Annotated in this window: 15 protein-coding genes; 6 read left to right on the top strand and 9 right to left on the bottom strand. The window is 72.1% G+C overall.

Annotated elements, in window-relative coordinates:
* The first annotated feature begins 174 nt into the window (after positions 1–174).
* The 4 genes from erm (at position 175) to ABD691_RS28560 (ending at position 3,506) form a co-directional block, all read left to right on the top strand.
* Positions 175–891, top strand: coding sequence for a 23S ribosomal RNA methyltransferase Erm (gene erm, locus ABD691_RS28575; RefSeq protein ID WP_425565182.1), 717 nt, complete (start codon positions 175–177; stop codon positions 889–891).
* A gap of 73 nt (positions 892–964) precedes the next feature.
* Complete coding sequence (locus tag ABD691_RS28570; protein WP_344684987.1) at positions 965–2,302, top strand: MDR family MFS transporter; 1,338 nt, start codon at positions 965–967, stop codon at positions 2,300–2,302.
* 74 nt (positions 2,303–2,376) lie between these two features.
* Positions 2,377–2,973 carry a TetR/AcrR family transcriptional regulator gene (locus tag ABD691_RS28565; protein ID WP_344684985.1) on the top strand — a complete coding sequence of 199 codons (597 nt, stop codon included), beginning with the start codon at positions 2,377–2,379 and terminating at the stop codon, positions 2,971–2,973.
* 65 nt (positions 2,974–3,038) lie between these two features.
* Entirely contained in the window at positions 3,039–3,506 is a 468-nt protein-coding gene (locus ABD691_RS28560) for a GNAT family N-acetyltransferase (protein ID WP_344684983.1), read from the top strand.
* 135 nt (positions 3,507–3,641) lie between these two features.
* Here ABD691_RS28560 and ABD691_RS28555 read toward each other — a convergent pair whose 3' ends face one another.
* The 3 genes from ABD691_RS28555 to ABD691_RS28545 form a co-directional block, all read right to left on the bottom strand.
* Entirely contained in the window at positions 3,642–5,621 is a 1,980-nt protein-coding gene (locus ABD691_RS28555; RefSeq protein ID WP_344684981.1) for a PhoX family protein, read from the bottom strand.
* A gap of 196 nt (positions 5,622–5,817) precedes the next feature.
* Complete coding sequence (locus ABD691_RS28550; RefSeq protein WP_344684979.1) at positions 5,818–7,041, bottom strand: MFS transporter; 1,224 nt, start codon at positions 7,039–7,041, stop codon at positions 5,818–5,820.
* A gap of 210 nt (positions 7,042–7,251) precedes the next feature.
* Positions 7,252–9,039 (bottom strand): hypothetical protein, encoded by a 1,788-nt coding sequence (locus tag ABD691_RS28545; protein ID WP_344684977.1) that lies wholly within the window; start codon positions 9,037–9,039, stop codon positions 7,252–7,254.
* A 470-nt stretch (positions 9,040–9,509) separates the two neighbouring features.
* On the opposite strand from ABD691_RS28545, the gene ABD691_RS28540 reads away from it, so the two are divergent.
* Positions 9,510–9,896: a hypothetical protein gene (locus ABD691_RS28540; protein WP_344684975.1), complete on the top strand. Its 387-nt coding sequence runs from the start codon at positions 9,510–9,512 to the stop codon at positions 9,894–9,896.
* On the opposite strand, the gene ABD691_RS28535 is transcribed toward ABD691_RS28540, so the two are convergent.
* A complete protein-coding gene (locus tag ABD691_RS28535; protein ID WP_344684973.1) occupies positions 9,893–12,124 on the bottom strand; it encodes a LuxR C-terminal-related transcriptional regulator in 2,232 nt (743 codons plus the stop codon). The genes ABD691_RS28540 and ABD691_RS28535 overlap by 4 nt on opposite strands.
* 190 nt (positions 12,125–12,314) lie before the next feature.
* Here ABD691_RS28535 and ABD691_RS28530 point away from each other — a divergent pair, with 190 nt between their 5' ends.
* Positions 12,315–12,932, top strand: a complete 618-nt coding sequence (locus tag ABD691_RS28530; protein ID WP_344684971.1) for an HAD family hydrolase — start codon at positions 12,315–12,317, stop codon at positions 12,930–12,932.
* Here the strand turns inward: ABD691_RS28530 and ABD691_RS28525 are convergent.
* The 5 genes from ABD691_RS28525 to ABD691_RS28505 all read right to left on the bottom strand — a co-directional run bounded on the left by ABD691_RS28525 (position 12,929) and on the right by ABD691_RS28505 (position 19,092).
* Positions 12,929–14,023 (bottom strand): NsdA family TPR-like regulatory protein, encoded by a 1,095-nt coding sequence (locus ABD691_RS28525; protein WP_344684969.1) that lies wholly within the window; start codon positions 14,021–14,023, stop codon positions 12,929–12,931. The genes ABD691_RS28530 and ABD691_RS28525 overlap by 4 nt on opposite strands.
* Before the next feature lie 174 nt (positions 14,024–14,197).
* On the bottom strand, positions 14,198–15,301 hold the full coding sequence (locus ABD691_RS28520; protein WP_344684967.1) for a methyltransferase: 1,104 nt from the start codon (positions 15,299–15,301) through the stop codon (positions 14,198–14,200).
* 114 nt (positions 15,302–15,415) lie between these two features.
* Entirely contained in the window at positions 15,416–16,375 is a 960-nt protein-coding gene (locus tag ABD691_RS28515) for a helix-turn-helix transcriptional regulator (protein WP_344684965.1), read from the bottom strand.
* A 21-nt stretch (positions 16,376–16,396) separates the two neighbouring features.
* Positions 16,397–18,361 (bottom strand): hypothetical protein, encoded by a 1,965-nt coding sequence (locus ABD691_RS28510; RefSeq protein ID WP_344684963.1) that lies wholly within the window; start codon positions 18,359–18,361, stop codon positions 16,397–16,399.
* Positions 18,358–19,092, bottom strand: coding sequence for a hypothetical protein (locus ABD691_RS28505; RefSeq protein WP_344684961.1), 735 nt, complete (start codon positions 19,090–19,092; stop codon positions 18,358–18,360). Before ABD691_RS28505 ends, ABD691_RS28510 begins: the two co-directional genes overlap by 4 nt.
* Between the last annotated feature and the right edge of the window lie 22 nt (positions 19,093–19,114).

The following is a 19,114-nucleotide window of genomic DNA, read 5'->3' as shown; positions in this document are numbered from 1 at the left end:
GCCGCCGCGGCCGTCACGGGCCGCCTGCGCCACGCATAGGCAGCGCACTGGAGCGCTGCCGCCGCCCGGGTTCGTCGCGTCGAGCCTGCGGCCGCCCCGGCGCGCCCGCTCCGCGAACGGACCCGGTTCCCCACCGGCCCGTGACGCAGGAGCTCCGCCATGCCTTCCCGCCGCCTGTCGGCGCGCGACCGCGCGCGCCGCGAACTCGGCCAGAACTTCCTCGTCGACCGCGCTGCCGCGCGTCGGCTCGTCCGCCTCCTCGACCTGACCGGACCCACGCCGGTGGTCGAGCTCGGCGCCGGTGCGGGCGCCGTGACCAGGGAACTCGCCGGTCATCCGGTGACCGCCGTCGAGATCGATCCGCACTGGGCGGACGTGCTGCGCGTCCGCTGCCCCTGGGCGCGCGTGGTGCGCGGGGACGTGCTGCGGTTCGCCTTCCCCCGCACCGAGCACGTGGTCGTCGGCAACCTGCCGTACTCGCAGACGACCGCGATCGTCCGGCGGCTGCTCGCCGAGCCGTCCTGGACCAGGGCTGCGCTGCTGGTGCAGTTCGACGTCGCGCGCAAGCGCGCGGACGGCGGCTCGATGCTCAACGCGCAGTGGGCGCCCTGGTACGAGTTCCGGCTCTGCGGCCGGGTGCGCGCGCAGGCGTTCCGGCCGGTGCCGTCGGTGGACGGCGGGCTGCTGGCGGTCCGCCGCCGCGCGCGTCCGCTGGTGCCGTGGTCCGAGCTCGGTGCGTACCAGGCGATGGTCGAGGCCGTGTTCACCGGCCGCGGGCGCGGTCTGCGCGCCGTGCTGCGGAACCTGCGGAGGCCGCTTCCCAGCGGTGTTCCCGCCGATGCGCTGCCGAAGGACCTGACCCCGGAGGACTGGGCTCGACTGCATCGTTAGTGAACGTTGCGTTCACAACACTGGCGGTCGTACCTTCGGGGAACGGAAAACGTCCTCGCCGAGGAGGACCGCGGTGATCGGACTCGCCCTTCCCGGACTGCTGCTGGCGATGCTGCTCGGCGCCCTCGACCAGACGATCATGACGCCCGCGCTGCCCGCGATCGCCGCCGATCTCGGCGGGCTCGACCGGATGCCCGCCGTGGTGACGGCGTACCTCGTCGCGGCGACGGTGGTCATGCCCGGCTACGGCAAGCTTGGCGACCGGTTCGGCCGCAAACCGCTGATCCAGGTGGCCATCGCCGTGTTCGTGACCGGGGCCGTGCTCTGCGGGCTGGCCGCCTCGATGCCGCAGCTCATCGTCTTCCGCGCGGTGCAGGGCGTCGGCGGCGGCGGGCTGATGATCGGTGCGCAGGCGATCATCGGCGAGCTGGTCAGCCCCCGCGAGCGCGGCCGGTACCTGGGCCTGATCGGCGCGGCCTACGTGGTGGCCGTGGTGGGCGGGCCGCTGGTCGGCGGCCTGTTCGCCGACCACCTCGGCTGGCGCTGGATCTTCGCGCTCTACCCGCCGCTGGGCCTGGTCGCCTTCGCCGTCCTCACCGCGACGCTGCGGCTGCCGCGGCCGTCGGCCCGGCCACCGATCGACTACGCCGGAGCGCTCTCGCTCGCGGTGGCGGTCGTCGGCATCGTGCTGCTCGGCCAGACCCGCACCCCGTGGTGGCTGCTCGTCGCCCTCGCCGGGGCGGTCGCCTGGGCCGCGACGGTCCGCCGCGCGGCCGATCCGGTCCTGCCGCCGCGCCTGTTCCGCGAGCGCGCGTTCGCCGTCCCGGTCGGCATCAGCGTGCTCATCGGGTTCGCGCTGTTCGGGACCGTGACCTACATGCCCGCGTTCCTCCAGGTCGCGCTCGGGGTCGACGCGACGAGGGCCGGGCTCGTGGTGACCGCGCTGATGATCGGCGTGCTGCTGACGACCGTCGTGTCCGGTCGGCTGATCACCCGCACCGGCAGGTACAAGGCGTATCCGGTCGCCGGGACGGCGGTGGCCGCGATCGGCCTGGGGCTGCTGGCGTTCGCGCGCGATCCGGTCGCGATCGGTGCGGCGATGCTGCTGACCGGGCTCGGTGTCGGCCTGGTCATGCAGGTCATGGTGCTGGTGGCGCAGAACGCGGTCGGCCACGGCGACCTGGGCACCGCGACCTCGGCGGTGACGTTCTTCCGCCAGATCGGCGCGTCCGGCGGGGTCGCGGCGGTGGGAGCGCTGGTCGGCGACCGGCTCGCCGGTCCGGCCGCGCTCGCCGAGGTGCCGCCGGTGTTCGGCATGCTGGCGCCGCTGCTCGTCGTCGCCCTCGCACTGGCGCTGACCCTGCCCGATCGTCCACTTCGGACAACGGCGCACGTGGTGCGGACCACATGAGCAGCCCGCCGACCTCGTCACACTCGGGGCCGACGCCGGCCGGGTGACCTCGGCGGATTCGTAGGATCGAGGACATGGTCACCGACCACCGCAAACTCCCCAGGCGCCGGGGCGAGGCCCTCAACGCCGCGATCTTCCAGGCCGTCCTGGACGAGCTGACCGAGGTCGGCTACGCGAAGCTGACCATGGAGCGGGTGGCGGAGCGGTCCCGGACCGGCAAGGCGTCGCTGTACCGCAGGTGGGCCAGCCGGATGGAGCTGGTGCTCGAAGCCGTGTACCACGCGCTGCCCGACCCGGACTCGCCGCCGGAGACCGGCAGCCTGCGCGGAGACCTGCTCGCGATGCTGCGCGCCAACGCCGAGATCCTGGCGGGCCCCGCGGGCGAGGCGCTGCGCGGGCTGCTCGGCGACGCGCTCAGCGACCGGTCGCGCACCGCCGAGCTGCGCGAGCACTCGCACCATTCGGGGCTCAGGGCGATGCAGGAGATCACCCGGCGAGCGGTGGAGCGCGGGGAGATCGACGCGGACGCGGTCACCCCGCGCAGGCTGGAGGTCGGGCTGGCGATGGTGCGCGAGCAGTTCCTGTTCCAGGGTGTGCCGATCCCGGACGACGCGCTGGTGGAGATCGTCGACGAGGTGGTGGTCCCGCTGCTGCGGGGCCCCCAGAGCTGAACCGTCCCCTGCTGAACCGTCTGGTGTGGACGTCCGGATCGGACGGAATGCTTATGGTGTGCGCCATGGAGATAATCCGACGTTCTTACGACCATCCGGACGTCGTCGCCCTGGCCAGACGCCTCCAGGCGGAATACGCGCGGATCTACGGCTACCCCGATGTCTGCCGCGGCGAAGCAGCCCAGTTCACCCCGCCCAAGGGCCGGTTCGGCGTGGGTTACGTGGAAGGCACCCCGGTCGTGATGGGCGGCTGGCGCCACCGGATCGGGAAGTGCGCCGAGCTCCGCCGGATGTACGTGCCGGACGAGCACCGCGGCAACGGCTACTCGCGAACCATGCTGGCCTGGCTGGAGAACACGGCGTCGGCGTGCGGCGAGCGCAAGATGGTGCTGGAGACGAACCAGCGCCACCCGGTGGCGCTCGCGCTGTTCCGGTCCGCCGGGTACACCGAGGTCGAGCCCTTCGGCTACTACGCGGACAACCCGCTCACCGTCTACCTGGGCCGCGACCTGCCGGACGTGCTGGGGTCGTGAGTCCTCCGGGCCGCAAATCTCCGGGCCGCAAATCTCCGCGGCACCAGATCTCCGTGGCACCGGATCTCTGCGGCACCAGCCCTCTGCGGTGCAGCCCGGAGGACTCACGCCGACGTCACCGCTTCCAGGCCGACGTCACCCCTTCCAAACGGCCACCACGGAGGGCCGGGGCTGGGAGTCGCCGCCGTCCGGCCAGTGCGAGACCGGGTTGTCGGCGCTCGCCCCGTCGAGCTCGCCAGGGTGCTGGGCGGAAACGAGCACGAGATCGTCCTCGATCACCGGGCCGCACGCCTCGGCCCCGCGCGGAACGCTGAGGAACTGCATGACGTGCCCGCGTTCGGCGCCCTCCAGCGGAACCCGGTACAGGCCGTCGTTGGCGCCCAGCGCCTCGGTGGAGTCGGTGGTGATCCACAGGTCGCCCGCGGAGTCGAAGGCCAGGTTGTCCGGGCAGGTGATCGGGCTGACCTGCGTCTTGTCGAAGCCGCCGAAGTAGGTGGCCGGATCGTTCGGATCCCCGCACACCAGAAGCAGGTTCCAGGTGAACGTCGTCGGTGACGTCTCGGTCAGTTCGAGGACCTGGCCGTGCTTGTTGGTGACGCGCGGGTTCGGCTCGTCGGCGCCGGCCTTGCCGTCGGTGCCGCGGTCGGAGTTGTTGGTCAGCGCGGCGTAGACCCGACCGGTGGTCGGGTGCGGCTGGACGTCCTCGGGGCGGTCCATCCTGGTCGCGCCGACCACGTCGGCGGCCTGCCGGGCGAAGACGTAGACCTCCTCGGCGGTGAAGCCGGGAACGAAGCTTTCGCCGTTGTGCGCCAGCGGGATCCACTCGCCGAAACCGTCGAACTGCCCGTCCGAGGGCAGCTTCCCGCTGCCGTCGATCTCGGTGGCCGGGCTGTCCCCGGTGAGCTTCGCGACGTAGAGCGTGCCGGAGTCCAGCAGCGACATGTTGTGCCGCCGCGCGTGCTTGCTCTCACCGGACTTCATCTTCTCGTCGGAGACGAAGCGGTAGAGGTACTCGAACTTCTCGTCGTCGCCCATGTACGCGGCGACCCGGCCGTCGTCGAGCACCTTGATGTTGGCGCCCTCGTGCTTGAACCGGCCCAGCGCGGTGTGCTTGACCGGCGTCGACCGCGGGTCGTACGGGTCCAGTTCGATGATCCAGCCGAACCGGTTGGGTTCGTTGGGCTGCTGCGCGATGTCCCACCGGGAGTCGAAGCGCTCCCACTTGCGCTCGGTCGCCCCGCCCTTGAGGCCGTAGCGGGCGAGCCGTTCGGCGGCCTTCGGATCGGTGACGCTGTCGGCGTTGGCGAAGTAGAAGTGGATGTTCTCCTCGCCGGACAGGATCGTGCCCCACGGCGTGACCCCGCCGGAGCAGTTGTTCATGGTGCCGAAGACCCTGGTGCCGCTGGGGTCGGCCGGCGTCTTGAGGTACTCGCTGCCCGCCGCCGGACCGCGCACCTCGAACTCGGTGTTCAGCGTGATGCGGCGGTTGAGCGGATCGAGCCGCACCTTCGGGGCGGCGTCACCGGTTTCCAGCACCACGACCGAAAGCCCGTGCGCGGCCCACGCGACGCGCACCTGCTGCTCGGTCGGGTTCTCCGGGTCGTAGCCGCGGAACAGGAACTCCTCGGTCGTGTACTCGTGGTTGTTCACCATGAGCCGGAGGTCGTCGCGCAGCGGCAGCAGGGCGCAGAAGTCGTTGTTGTAGCCGAACTGCTGCTCCTGCGCCTCCGGCGTCTGGGCGTCGAAGTCGAATTCCGGCGCACCGGGCAGGATCGGGTCGCCCCACCGGATCACGACGCCCTGCTCGAACCCCTCGGGAACGACGACGGCGTCCTCGCTGTTGGGCCGCACCGGCACGAAGTCCAGCCCCTGCTTCGACGCGGCCGACGCGACGCCGGGGAGCACGGCCGAGGACACCGCGACGACGGCCCCCGCGCGGAACAGCCCGCGCCGGTCGATCACGCGCTGGACGAGGTCGCCGAAGTACGGGTTGGCGGAGGTGTTGGGCGGCTGGTGGGAACATTGGTCGCCGCAGCGGTACCGGCAGGTGACCCGCGCGCGTCCGCCGGTGAGCAGTGGAAGCGAGAACCGGCCGCGACCCGGTTGTGGTGGCACGTCAAACCTCCAGAGTCCAAGAACGCAGTGGAGGGTATGTCACAACCGGAGCGGACAGAACGTTTGAGGAATATTCGGCGAATTCTCGACGCGCGCAGGGGAAGCGCACCGAGGGCACACCGCAGGCGGCGGCACCTCGAATTCTCGACGCGCGCAGGGGAGCCCGCAGTGCAGCGGACTCCCCTGCGCGCGGGGCTCAGAACTCCTCGCCGACCAGCACCGCCTCGGCCGGGACCTGGTGCTCGTCGGTCCGGCGCCGCAGGTCGACCACCAGCAGCCCGGCCGCCAGGACGCACGCGACGGCGCCGACGAAGAACGGCGCCTGCGGCGCGCCGGTCCACTCCGCGATGTGGCCGACCAGGGTCGCGGCGACCGCGCCGCCGAACCAGCGGCAGAAGTTGTAGCCGGCGCTGGCCACCGGGCGCGGCGCGGAGCTGATGCTCATCGCAGTACCGGTGAACAGGGTGTTGAGCAGACCGGATGCCAGACCGCTGAGGATGACGGCCACGACGACGACCGGCTTGGAGCCCACGGCCATCACCACCAGCAGCACGGCGTAGATCAGCACCGCCAGCACTGTTCCGCCCGCCTCGCCGAACCGGGCCGCGAGCCTCGGGGCGAGCGCGACCCCGGCGAACGCGACGCACAGACCCCAGCCGAAGAACACCAGCCCGACCGCGATCGCGCCGAACTCCAGCACGAACGGGGACCACGCAAGCACGATGAAGAACGCCGCCGTGTAGAGCGCGGATCCGATCGAGGTGCGCAGCAGCCCGCCGTGGCCCAGCGCCCGGATCGGGTCGAGCAGCCGCACCCGGGGCCGGTCCGCGCGGTTGCCGTCCTTGGGCAGGAATCCCGCCGAGAGGATCAGCGCGATGGCCATCAGGACGGCGGTGCCCGCGAACGGTCCGCGCCACGAGATCTCGCCGAGCAGCGCGCCCAGCAGCGGACCGGTCGACAGGCCGATGCCCAGCGCCGCCTCGTAGAGCAGGATCGCGGCCTGCTGCCCGCCGCTGGCCGCACCGACGATCACCGACAGCGCGGTCGCGATGAAGAAGGCGTTGCCCAGCCCCCACACCGCGCGCAGCGCGACCAGCTGACCGATCGATCCGGCCACCGCGCACGCCAGCGTCGCCAGCACGATCAGCACCAGCCCGGTCACCACGGTGCGCTTCGGGCCGAAGCGGGCGCTGAACGCGCCGGTGATCAGCATCGCGACCACCTGGACGCCCAGGTACGACGAGAACAGCAGGGTGACCTGCTGGGGTCCGGCGTGGAGCGCTTCGGCGATCGACAGCAGGATCGGGTCCACCAGGCCGATGCCCATGAAGGCGATCACCGCGGCGAAGGCGGTGATCCACACCGCCTTGGGTTGTCCCTTGAAGACGTCCAGCAACCGCACGTCATGTGCGCCGCTCATCGGCAGCCACTCCTCGCACCCCTCGAAATCAGTTCGTTTGCAATGCTAACAAGTTTCCTCCAGGTTGAACCAGACGGACATGACGACTGTCACCGAACGCGTCCAGGACGCGGGAAGGTGCTGGGCCCCGGGAAGGTGCTGGGCCCCGGGAAGGTGCTGGGCCCCGGGAAGGTGCTGGTGGGCCCGGCAGCCGGGCCCACCAGCTCGTGATCACCCCACCTTCTCCAGCCCGCGCCGCGCGGCCCCGGCCACCGACTCGTCGGGGTGCTCCTCGGCGATCACCGACAGCAGGGCCGGAACCCCGACGTGCGCGGTCTCCGGAATCCGGTCGATCAGCGCGATCTGGTCCGCGGTGGGCCGCTGCTGGAACTCGGCCAGGAACCGGCCCGCGTCGCCGGCCACCGCGACCGCCATCCCGTCCAGCTCCAGCAGCAGCTCGTCACCGGGCCTGGCGACCACCTCGTCCGAGGACGGCCGGGCCTGCAACCACATCCGCACCGCCGGACCGGCGACAGGGTCATCTGCCAGGTCACGCGCGACCGCGACGCCTTCCTCCCCGGTCTGCTCCAGCAACCACAGCGCCGCGAGCCGGACCGCCGGGTCGTCGGCCCGCCGCAGCAGCGCCGCCAGCTCCTGGGCGCCGCCGCGCGCCCCGAGTCGTCCCAGCCAGTCGGACACCAGCACCTCGGCGACCTCGGGCGGGCTCTCCGGCAGCGCCAGGACCAGCACCTCCACCGGGTACTGGGCCATGTCCTCGACCGTCGGCGCGACGAAGCCGAACGCCTGGAGCGAACCGCGCGCGGCGAACAGCCCGGGCTTGGTCAGTTGGACCACCGTGCGCTCGGCGGTGACCCCGGCGGGAACCGCGGACTCGATGGCCGCGATCTGCTCGGCGTCGGTGGTGACGCCGGTGCGGACCACCCCCAGCGCCGCCCACTGGTCGAACATCCGCACCAGCGTCCTGCGCAGGGCCTCCGACCGGTCCCGCGACTCCTCGACCGGGTCGAGCACGTCGTCGCTGATCGCGCCGACCAGGTGCTCCAGCGCGACCGCGCCGGTCGAGGAGTACAGGCCGCACAGCGCCGCCTGCACCAGCTCGCCGAAGAGCTCGCCGCCCTCCGGGAGCAGGCCCGGTTCGCCGCCGAAGTACTCGTCGAGCAGCACGAACGTCTGCCACAGGCGGGTCCACAGCAGTTCCGGCTCGGCCAGCACCGCCGCGCTGATGTGCGTCGGGGTCAGGCGCTCGCCGACCACGCGGACGAGACCGGCCTGCCGCGCCCACTCGACCAGCAGCCCGGCCTCGAACCGGTCGACCTCCAGCAGCCCGGCGACCTCGTCGAGGTCGAACCGCCGCTGCTCGGACGCGAGCCGGGTGTGCAGCTCCCGCAGCCGGGCGGGCACGTCCAGCGGCACCTCCTCCACGTGCCGCGGCGGCAGCCAGAACGCGGGTTCGCCCGCCGCCTCGGCGGTGTCGCGCTCCTCAACGGTCTCGGCCAGCGACTCGTCGACGTCGACCTCGCCGGACTCCAGAGTCTCGAAGAACGTCTCCACCGCGTCCTCGTCGTCGGCGTCCACGCCGTGCTCGTGCAGCACGACCGACCAGAACTTGTCCGCGCCCCACTCGGCCGGGTCGGCCATCGCGGCGAGGTACGCGGGGGAGGCGCGTTCCACGGCGGCCAGCAGGGCGCGGACCGGCCGGTCGGAGGTGAGCAGGCCGGTGTCGTCCAGGAACGAGATCCACGCGGCCAGGAACTCCGGGACCGCCGCCCAGCCCTCGGCCAGCAGCAGCCGCCGGGGCGCGGACCGGACCAGGAACCGCCGCAGGTCGTCCTCGGTCCACCTGGCCAGCAGGCCGTCCGCGGACAGCTTGTCGTCGAGCAGGAACTCCACCAGACCGCAGGCGGGCCGGCCGTCCGACCACTCGGCGAAGCGCTCGGCCAGCGCCGACCTGGCTCGCTCGTACTGCTCGACCTCGCCGTGCAGGAAAACGGTGCGCATGACTCTCTCCTCGGGTTCGCGGGTTTTTTCCGAACGCGACGAGAGTAGGGAGTCGATCTTGTCAAGCAGCGTTGCGAACCCCGGGTTCGTACCGTGTGTCGGGCAACTCGAACGGGTGTTTCCGGTCTGAGTTCCTGCTCGACGAGGAGCTGTTTTTAGGTATGGGTCTCGGTAGTTGTCCCGCTCCGCGCACCGCCTCCGAGGGGCCATATTGCGAACGTGCTCCGGAAGAAGGGGCGCGCAAGTCAGGGAGGAACGGCGGTGGCCGCACGCCTCATCACCGGCCCCGCACCAGCGGCATCCGCCGTTCCCAGGGTGATCGGGCGACAGGTGAGGAGGACGCAGCAGCCGGACAGCGGGCCATGTGCCCCAACGACCCGCTGCCCGTTCCCCATAGAGCGAGGTGGGCGTTTCCGCAGGCGGCCCTGGAGGTACCGCAGCGCCCACCTCGTCGCGAGTTCAGGATGATCATGCTTCAGCAAGCTCCCCCCAAGACCGCAGAAGATCCCCGCTTCCTCGCCCTCGGCTGGCACGTCGAGGGTGGTGTGCTGGTGCTGGACGACCACGTCGAGGCGCTGTTCATGCCGGCGCCGCTGGCCAGCCGCGTCCACCACGTGCTCGCCGTGCACATGCTCGCCGGACCGGCCATCGCGTACCCGGACCACTGGGCCCTGCTCACCGGTCCTGACGTGCGCGAACTCCCGGAGGACGGCGTCTTCGGCGCGGTGCGGACCAGCCACCCCGGTGACCGCGTCCCGCTGCCGCCGCTCGACGGCGCCGACTGGGTCACCGGCCCGACCGACCCGCCGTCCTGGCAGACGGTGGTCTCCGCGACCCGCCGCGCCGCCGCCCGCTAGGGCTGTTCTGCCACCCAGGCCGCGATCTGGGCGCGCGAGCTGAAGCCGAGCTTGGTCAGGATGTGCTCGATGTGGCTGTCCGAGGTCCGCTTGGCGATGACCAGCTGCTCGGCGATCTGCCGGTTCGACAGCCCTCTCGCGACCAACTGCGCGACCTCGTGCTCCCGCTTGGTGAGCTGCTCGGGGATGTGGGCGGCGCGAGTCGGCCGGCGCTCGCCGAGCGCGTAGGCCACCGCCTCCGCGAGGGTGAACGAGGCGCCCTTCCGCTCCGCCTCGCGGAACTCGTCCGGCCGCAGCGCACGCCGTGCCGCGGCTGCGGACTCGCGGTGCCACTGCTCGTACTGCTCGATGCCGAACAGGTGCGTCCCGAGCGGTTTCCACAGTTCGCCCGCGGCCGCGAACAACCGGACCGCGCGGTGGGGATGGTGCCGCTTCGTCTCGATCCACGCCAACGCCTCCAGGCAGAGGAGGATGCCGGGCAGGTCGTGGAACAGGTCCTTGGTCCGCAGCGCCGCCTGCACGTGCGCCGTCGCCGCGGGCAGGTCGCCCTGCCGCCAGCGGCACAGCCCGAGCACCAGCTCCGCCCACGACCGCGCCCACTTCTCACCGTGCTCCTCGCAGATCTCCACGGCCTGCTCGCACAGCTGCGCGGCCCGCTCGGGTTCGCCGTCGAAGATCGCCAGCAGAGCGCGGTTCGGCAGCGACATCACGGCCAGCCCGTCGTGGTTGAGCAGTTCCGGTTGCCGCATGGACTCCTCGAACCAGTCCACCGCTCCGGCGAAGTCGCCGCGCAGGAGATCGATCACGCCGGACACGTTCGGCACCAGCGGATCTCCGAGCTCGCGCGCCTCGGCCACCATTTCCAGCGCGGCCCCGGTGTCCCCCTGCATCGCGCTGACCAGCGCGTTGATCGCAAGCACGCGGGCCCGGTGCGAACTCGGCCCGGAGGTGAGGGCCAGCGCGTCGTCGAGCCAGTCGCGGCCGTCGGCGAGCGCGCCGCCCGCGATCCAGTGGAACCGCAGCGCGGCGGCCAGCCGCAGCGCTTCCTCGCCGGGTTCGGTGCCGCAGAAGTCCAACGCCGCGCGCAGGTTCTCGCGGTCCAGCCGCAGGCGGCGCAGCCACTCCAGCTGGGACGGGCCCAGCCACTCGGCATCCGCGCACTCGGCGAGCCGCAGGTAGTGGTCGCGGTGGCGCCGGCGCAGCACCAGCTCCTCGGCGCCGAGCCGCTCCCGGCCGTACTCGCCCAGCGTGCGCAGCAGCCGGTACCTGGTCCGCGATCCTCCGGAGTCCTCCCTGGTCAGCACCGACCGCTCGACCAGCCCGGCGATGCCGAGGAACAGCTCCTCCGCGCTGACGCCGTCGCCCGCGCAGACGTCCTCGGCCGCCGCCAGCTCGAAGCCGCCCGCGAACACCGACAGCCGCGCCCACAGCGTCCGCTCGATCGGCGAGCACAGGTCGAAGCTCCACGCGATCGCCGCGCGCAGCGTGCGGTGGTGCGGAGCGGCGCTGCGGTCGCCGCCGGTGAGCAGCCGGTACCGGTCGCCGAGGCGGTCCAGGATCTCCTCGACCGACAGCGACCGCATCCACACCGCGGCCAGCTCGATCGCCAGCGGCAGCCCGTCGAGCCCGCGGCAGAGCCGGGCCACGGCCTGCTGGTTGTGCGGGCCGACGGCGAAGCCGGGCTGCACTGCCGCCGCGCGGTCCTCGAACAGCGCCAGCGCTTCGCCGCCGCCCCTGGTGGGCACCGACATCGGCGGGACGGGGCAGATCTGCTCGCCGGCGATCCCCAGCGGCGAGCGGCTGGTCACCAGCACCCGCACCTCCGGCGCTCTGGCGAGCATCGCGCCGACCAGCGTTCCGCAGGCGTCGAGCAGGTGCTCGCAGCCGTCGAGCACGACCAGCATCCGCTTGTCCGCGAGCTGGTCGGCCAGCGCCTCGGGTGTGGTCCAGGGCTGGTCGCGCAGGTCGAGCCCGGTGGTCACGGCCCGGCCGAGGAGATCGGGTTCGGCGACCCTGGCCAGGTCCACCAGCCACACGCCGTCGGGGAAGGCGCGCCGCAGACCGCGCGCGACGTGCGCGGCCAGCCGGGACTTGCCGACCCCGGCCACGCCGGTCAGCGTCACCAGCCGGGACGACGACACCAGCCGCCGCACCTGCGCGCTCATGCCTCGACGCCCGACGAAACTGGTCAGGTCGTCGGGAAGTCTGCCCACACGCCTCGTCGCCATCGCGACCACCGCATTCCGCCGGACCCAGTGTAGGCCGGAGAACCGCAGGTCAGAATCCTCTGAGCAGGGCGAACGCGCGGTCGAGCAGTTCCGCCCGCTTCACGCACCGACGGCCGCAACCGGCTCACTCTGCGAGCAGACGTCCGGAATCCGCCAGCGCGACACGCGCTGACGGGGAGAGGATCCGGTCGTGCTCAACACCGCCCGGCAGTTCTCGGCAGCCCTGTTCGACCTGGACGGCACCCTCGTCGACACCGAACCGCGCAGCCAGGCGGCCTGGGCGCGGTTGTTCCGCACGCACGGCGTGCCGCACGACGAGCGGCTGCTGGCGTCGTTCGCAGGGCGCCCCGGCAAGCAGGTGCTCGCCGAACACCTGCACAGCTTTCCCGGTCGCACCGTCGAGGAGCTGTTCGCCGAAGCCCTTTCCTACGCCACTCTGCCGGCGGCGCCCGTGTCCGAAGTCGTCGACGTGCTCCGCGCGCTGCACCGCGAAGGAATTCCGGTCGGCGTGGTCACTTCCGGCACTGCGGACTACGCGCGGGGCGAGCTGGCGGCGATCGGGGTGCTTCCGCTGCTGGGCGTGCTGATCACCGCCGACGACGTGACCGAGGGCAAGCCCGCGCCGGAGGGCTACCTCGCTGGCTGCCGCGCGCTCGGGGTCGAGCCAGCGCGGGCTGTCGTGTTCGAGGACGCACCCGCCGGGATCGCCGCGGCGAAGGCGGCGGGCGCGTACTGCATCGCGTTGACGACCACGCAGCCCGCCGCCGCTTTGGCCGGGGCGGACGAGGTCGTCGATCCGGGGCGCTAGGCGCAGGCTTGGCGGACCGCGCGCAGCCGATCACCGGTCCGGGCTGACGGCATGGCTTCGGCGAAGGGCTGCGCCCGCGCCAGGGTTTCCCGGGCGGCGTCCAGATCACCGGACCTCGCATGCGACTCGGCCAGCCAGGACAGGTACAGCGCGACCTCGCGGGCGTGCTCCGCGGGGTAGGTCTCGATCGCGGCGGACAGCAGCGGTTCCGCCTCGCCCGGCCTGCCCAGCTGGATCAGGCACCTCCCGGCCATCACGTCGATTTCGGCCCGGTTGAGCCAGTAAACCCATTCCGGCTCGTCCGCACCGCGCGCCGCGAAGGCGTCATCGACCTCGTCCAACGCCCGCCAGGTCGCTTCGGCGTCCCGGGATTTCGCCGAGGCCCACGCGAGGCGCTCCAGCAGCAGGGCCCGGACCAGCGGAGTCGCGCCTTCGGCGCCCATCACGGCGGTCCTGGCCAGAAGCACCGCGTCGCGCGGGTTCCCGGTGTTGGCGATCTGGTAGCTCAGGCTGGACAGCAGCTGCGCCCCCAAGACGCGATCCCGCGCCTGGTTCGCCGCGTCGACACCGGACAGGTAGAAGCGCTGCGCTTCGGCGAGCTTCCCGGCGTCACCGGCCACCCACCCGGCGAGCTGCGCGAGCTCTCCCACCGCGGTGAACAGGCGCTTTCCCGTGCTGTCGGAGTAGGTCGCCTCTCGGACGAGCTCCCGAGCGGTGCTGAGTTCCTCGGAGACGGCGGGTAGGAGGTCCGCGCTGCTGACCACGTCGTCGAGGTGGCGCAGCTCGACGACACGGGATTCCAGTTCCGCCGCCAGCGAGCGGCCGATCCTTCGCCCGGAGCGCAGGTGGAGGGCTGCGGGCGATTCCGAGACGAGCCATTCGTGCGCGAGCCGCACCGGGGCGCCCGGGTCGGCCGCCAACGGGAAGCCGAGGACCTGCTCGTACGCGGCGACGACGTCGGTGGGGACCGGGCGCTTCCCGGTTTCGACCATGCTGAGGTACGACTTGGCGAAGCGGGTCCGCCGCGCCATCCGCGCCAGGCTCAGCCCTTCCGCTTCGCGGGCAGCTCGCAAGTCCGCGTCGTTGGTCATCGGCACCACTCCTGCTGTGAACCCCTGTGAACAGTCGCTGACGAGGGTCATGCCCAATTCTTGCTGGACGGCACCAAGGTAACCACGTTGTGCGGCAGGCAGATCCCCGTCGACCAGTCGGGTCGTCCGAGCGGGCCGCGCCGCCCTCCCCGCTGGCGCGGCCCGCTCGCCCGCTCACCGCACGGCCAACCGCCACAGCGACGTGACCTCCGCGGCGCGGGCGGAGTGCAGCGGGTCGGTCGCGTCGTGCGCGCGGCGGTGGGTCGGGCGCGCGTCGACTCGGCCCACGACGCGCAATCCCGCCGATGCGATCATCCCGAGCAGTTCGGTGCGGGATCGCAGGCCGAGGTGTTCGGCGAGGTCCGACAGGATCAGCCAACCCTCCCCGCCCGGTGCCAGGTGGTCGGCGAGGCCGCTCAGGAAACCGCGCAGCATCCGGCTTTCCGGGTCGTACACGGCGTGTTCCAGCCGGGAGGTCGGCCGGGCCGGGATCCACGGCGGGTTGCAGACGACCAGGTCGGCGCGGCCCGGCGGGAACAGGTCCGCCCGGAGCACCTCGATCCGCGCGGACAGTCCGAGGCGGGCGATGTTGTCGCGGGCGCAGGTCAGCGCGCGGGGATCGTGGTCGGTCGCCACGACCCGGCGGACACCTCGGCGGGCGAGGATCGCGGCCAGCACGCCGGTTCCGGTTCCGATGTCGAAGGCGATCCCGGTCGTCGGCAGCGGGGTTTCCGCGATCAGGTCGACGTACTCACCGCGGGTCGGGGCGAAAACCCCGTAATGCGGGTGGATTCGGCCTATCCGGGTGATTTCGATCCCTTTGCGCCGCCATTCGTGCGCACCGACCAGCCCCAGGAGTTCCCGCAGGGGCAACAGGTACGGCTCGTTCGACGGTCCGTAGACCTCCGCGCAGGCCGTGCGCACGTCCGGTGCACGGCGCAGCGGGATCACGTGACCCGCGTCGAAGGGGACCAGCAGCATCCCCAGGACACGTGCGCGCCGTGCCTGCTGACGGCGATGCTGTTCGAAACCATCCGCTTTCGCGCGGGGAAGACGGCGTCCCAGCGCCTGCAACAACCTGCGGCCGTTGTGGAAGTCCCCGCGCCACAGCAACGCGGTTCCCTTGCGCGCCAAGCGCAAAGCCGCGTCGGCGCTTGTCCGGTCGTCGGCCACGGCCACTCTCCGCGGCGCCGGCGCGCCGCTTCCCGAACGCCAGCGGGCGCGGCGGTGCTCACCGTTTTCCGCCCAGCGAACGACATCCGTGCACATCGATTCCATCCCTGCCTCGAAATCCCGGAAAAGGGCGTGCAGAAGCGCGAGCGGTGCTCAGCGCTCGGAATCGGTGCTCAGAACAGCACGGACGCGTGGCAGGGTGCCGTCACGGAGGCGATGCTACCCGCGGACGGCGTTGGCGACGCGGTCCGCGAGCGCGCGCAGGTAGTCGATGAGCTCGGGCGGTTCGTGCACCTCGAACTCGCAGCCCAGCATCGCCAGGTGGGACGCCAGGTACTCCAGCGTGTCGGTGTGGCCGCGCAGCAGGCACGACTTCTCGTCGATCGGGACGACGTCCTCCGGGGAGTCGCCGAGGCGGCCGACGACCTGCTCGGCGGGCAGGTGCAGGGTCGCCACGGCCCGGTACGTCGGCACCTTGCCGTGCAGCTTGTTGATCAGGTACTCGCCCGCGTCCTCGGCAGGCAGCTCGCGCGGCACCGCCCGCGCCCCGGTCCCGTACGGGGCCTCGATGCGGTCGACGCGGAAGATCCGCCAGTCGTCGCGGTCGTGGTCGTAGGCCACCAGGTACCAGCGGCGACCCGCGGAGACGAGCCGGTGCGGATCGACCCGGCGGCGGCTCTCGCCACCTCCGGCGGCACGGTAGGCGAACCGCAGCTGCTCGCGGTTGGCGATCGCGGCGGCGATCACCGTCAGGTGCTTCGGATCGACCGGATCACCGGCCCACGTGACCTGGAGGGTCGCGGTGTTGAGCGCGCCGACCCGGTACCGCAGCCGCGACGGCAGCACCTGTTCGAGCTTGGTCAGCGCCCGCACCGACGCCTCCTCGATCCCCGCGACCGCCTGCCCCGCCGCGGTGCGCAGCCCGACGGCGATCGCGACGGCCTCCTCGTCGTCGAGCAGCAGCGGCGGCATCGCCGCGCCCGCGACCAGCCGGTACCCGCCCGCGGCGCCCATCGTCGCCTCCACCGGGTAGCCGAGCTCGCGCAGCCGGTCGATGTCGCGGCGGATGGTGCGCGCGCTGACGCCGAGCCGTTCGGCGAGCTCGCGCCCAGGCCACTCGCGCGGCGTCTGGAGCAGCGACAGCAGGCTCAGCAGCCGCGCCGGGGTGTCGATGGTCATGCGCTGAACCCTGCCATCCTTCTAGGCCGGAACCTGACCTAGACGCCGTCGGCACTTCCACGCGGTCCGGAACACGTGGCGGATTTCGTTGCCCCGGTCGGGGTGCTTGAGGCAGAGGTCGGCGACCTGGGCGCGCCGCGCCCACCACCGCAGGTCCGGCACGATCAGCTCGGTGAGCCGGACCAGCTCCGCCGCCGCGTCGTCCTCCCACTTCGCCCTCAGCGACAGGGGCGCCAGGTGCTCCAGCACCGTCGCGCCGAACTCCGGATCGGACATCACCCGCCGCATCAGCGCGCGGACCTCGCCAGGATGCGACTCGGCGATCTCGTCGACGTCGATGTGCTCGCTGACCATCACCCCGGCCAGCCACAGCGCGATGCTCATCGACACGACCCGCAGCCCGTTGCGCCGGTTGCGCGGCCCCGCCCAGCCGACCACCGCCCGGATCACCCGGTCCCGGTGCTCGCGGTGGCGCAGCACCCACAGCGCGCCCTCGATCACCGCTTCCTGCGGGGTCTGCCGGTCCGAACTGCCGATCCGGCCCAGCTGTTCCAGCGCGGTCTCGACGTCCCGGAGTCCGAAGGGCGACGAGTACAGCTCCGCGGCGGTCGCCTTCTGGTAGGCGTTGCCGTCGCGCGCCCACCGCAGCAGGTTCTCGTCGACCAGCGGCGCGAGGTGCTGCTGCTCGGCCAGGCCGATCATGGTCAGTCCCGCGAGGGTGCGGTCGCTCGGCTTCTTGCTCCCCGCCAGCTCGTTGACGAACTCCAGCGGATCGTGCGCGGGAACGTCCGCGATCACCGAGCACAACGCACGCCGCGCCTCGGTGCGCGGAACGCGGGTGCGCAGCCATTCCAGGAGGACGGGGTGCGCCGACGGGTACTCGCGCCACGCGTGGCGCAGCACCGCCGAAGCCCATCCCTGCCGGTTGAACCGGATGGTCTCGACCCGCAGCCCCGGATGCTTGGGGTGCTCGCTGTCGTCCGTGGTGGTCCGGGTGTCGCGAAGCAGCTGCTCCTTGGACTTGTCGAAGATCTTTCGCGGTCGCAGCGGCTTGTCCTCCGGCAGCTGGGCCGACCGGATCTGCTCGTCGAGTTCGAGCGCCTGCTGCACGACCACGTCGTAGGGCGAGTTCTCCAGCACCGCGACCGTGAGCGCCATGGCGTAGTCGAGCACGTCCCTGCCCTCGAACCACCGGTCCACCGCGACGTCGACCACCTCGCCCAGCCGGGCCAGCGCGACTCCGGTGTCGATCTCGCCGTCGTCCACCCGGATGGCCAGCTCGACCGCCCGCACCGCCTTGCCCGGAGGGTCGCCCGCCTCCAGCCCCGCCGCCAGATCCCGCTTGAGCGTCAGCCCGACGCCTTCGCCCGCCCCGGGATACCGCACCCGCAGCACCGCTCCGGCGACGTCCATCGGGTCCGGCGCGGACAGCTCCGCCCCCAGCCGAAGCCCCTCGCCCCCGCACTGCGAGCGGTCGCCGAGCAGGACCACCAGCCGGCAGCCGACCGCCCGCACCGCCCCGACGCAGCGGTCGAACGCGCTGTCGCTGAACGGCCGGTCGCCGGAGTCGCGCAGATCCCAGACGTACCCGGTGCCCGCCTCCAGCTCCTCCGCGCGCAGCGTTTCCGGGCGGCGCAGGGGATTCAGCTCGTCGATCGCGGTGCAGCCGCTCTCGGCCAGCAGCCGCAGCGCGGCGAACGACCTGCCGGAGCCGCGGCCCCACAGCACGACGATCCGGTTCGCCAGCAGGACGCGCGACGCGTCGCGGAACCCGCCCGGCTCGACGAACTGGGCCCGGACGTCGTCGAGCTCCTTCTCCGACACCCGCCGGACCAGCAGCTCGTCCGGTTCGCGGGCCGCGTTGAAGGTGACCCCGCCGTGGATGTCCCTGGCCTGCACCACCTCGCGCAGGTCGCCGCTCGTGCTGTTGCGCGTGCTTCCCCAGTTGCGAGGCGGAATCCAGCCCTGCGGTTCCTCCTCGCTCATCGCGAGCCGAAGTTGATACCGCCGTGGACCGTGTGGGTCTGCACGCCGTTCATCGGCCCGTAGGACACGTTGGTCACCTGGCCCGCCTGCGGCTCCGGTGCGGCCGGCGGCTCGGGCTCCGGCGTCGCGAACACCCCCAGCGTTCGCGCGTCGAAGCCCGGAATCCTGGTCCAGGCGGTGTCGGCGTGCTCCTTGTTGCTGACCGCCAGCTGCGCGAACTCCTCGCGGCGCACCAGGCTCACGTGGTCGCCGCCGAAGACGGTGCGCAGGACCTGGTCGGAGACGATCAGCGCGGTGTTGACCGCGTCGGCCGGAGCCTCTTCGCGGCAGCGGGCGACCAGCTGCTTGAACTCGGCGGAGTCCAGCAGCCGGTTGACCGCGATCTTCGGCTGGAAGTAGCCGGGCCCCGCCCCCACCGGGCCCACCTCCACGGCGATCCGCAGCCGGACCACCGGGTTGTACCTGCGGTTGCGCTGCGCGGCGATCAGGTCCAGGCGCTGCGCGGCGTCGAGCAGGGCGCCGAGGTCGCGGCTGGGCAGGGTCAGCAGCGCGCCGTCTCCGGTGCGCTCCCAGTGCACCACCTCGGAGAAGTCGATCCCGCTGCTGCGCAACGCGATCGAGAGCATGTCCTCGACCGCGCGCGGGATGTCGTCGAGGTGGTACCCGGCGTTGCTCGCCGAGCCGATGACGTCGACACCGAACAACGCCCGGTGGTCAGGAATAAGGTCCACGGTCCCCTCCGCATGGTTTCCC

It is taken from the genome of Saccharopolyspora taberi, from assembly GCF_039534165.1.
In the GTDB taxonomy this organism is placed as follows: domain Bacteria; phylum Actinomycetota; class Actinomycetes; order Mycobacteriales; family Pseudonocardiaceae; genus Saccharopolyspora_D; species Saccharopolyspora_D taberi.
Note: the sequence above shows the minus strand (reverse complement) of the source record. Positions and strands in the feature narration are given on the sequence as shown.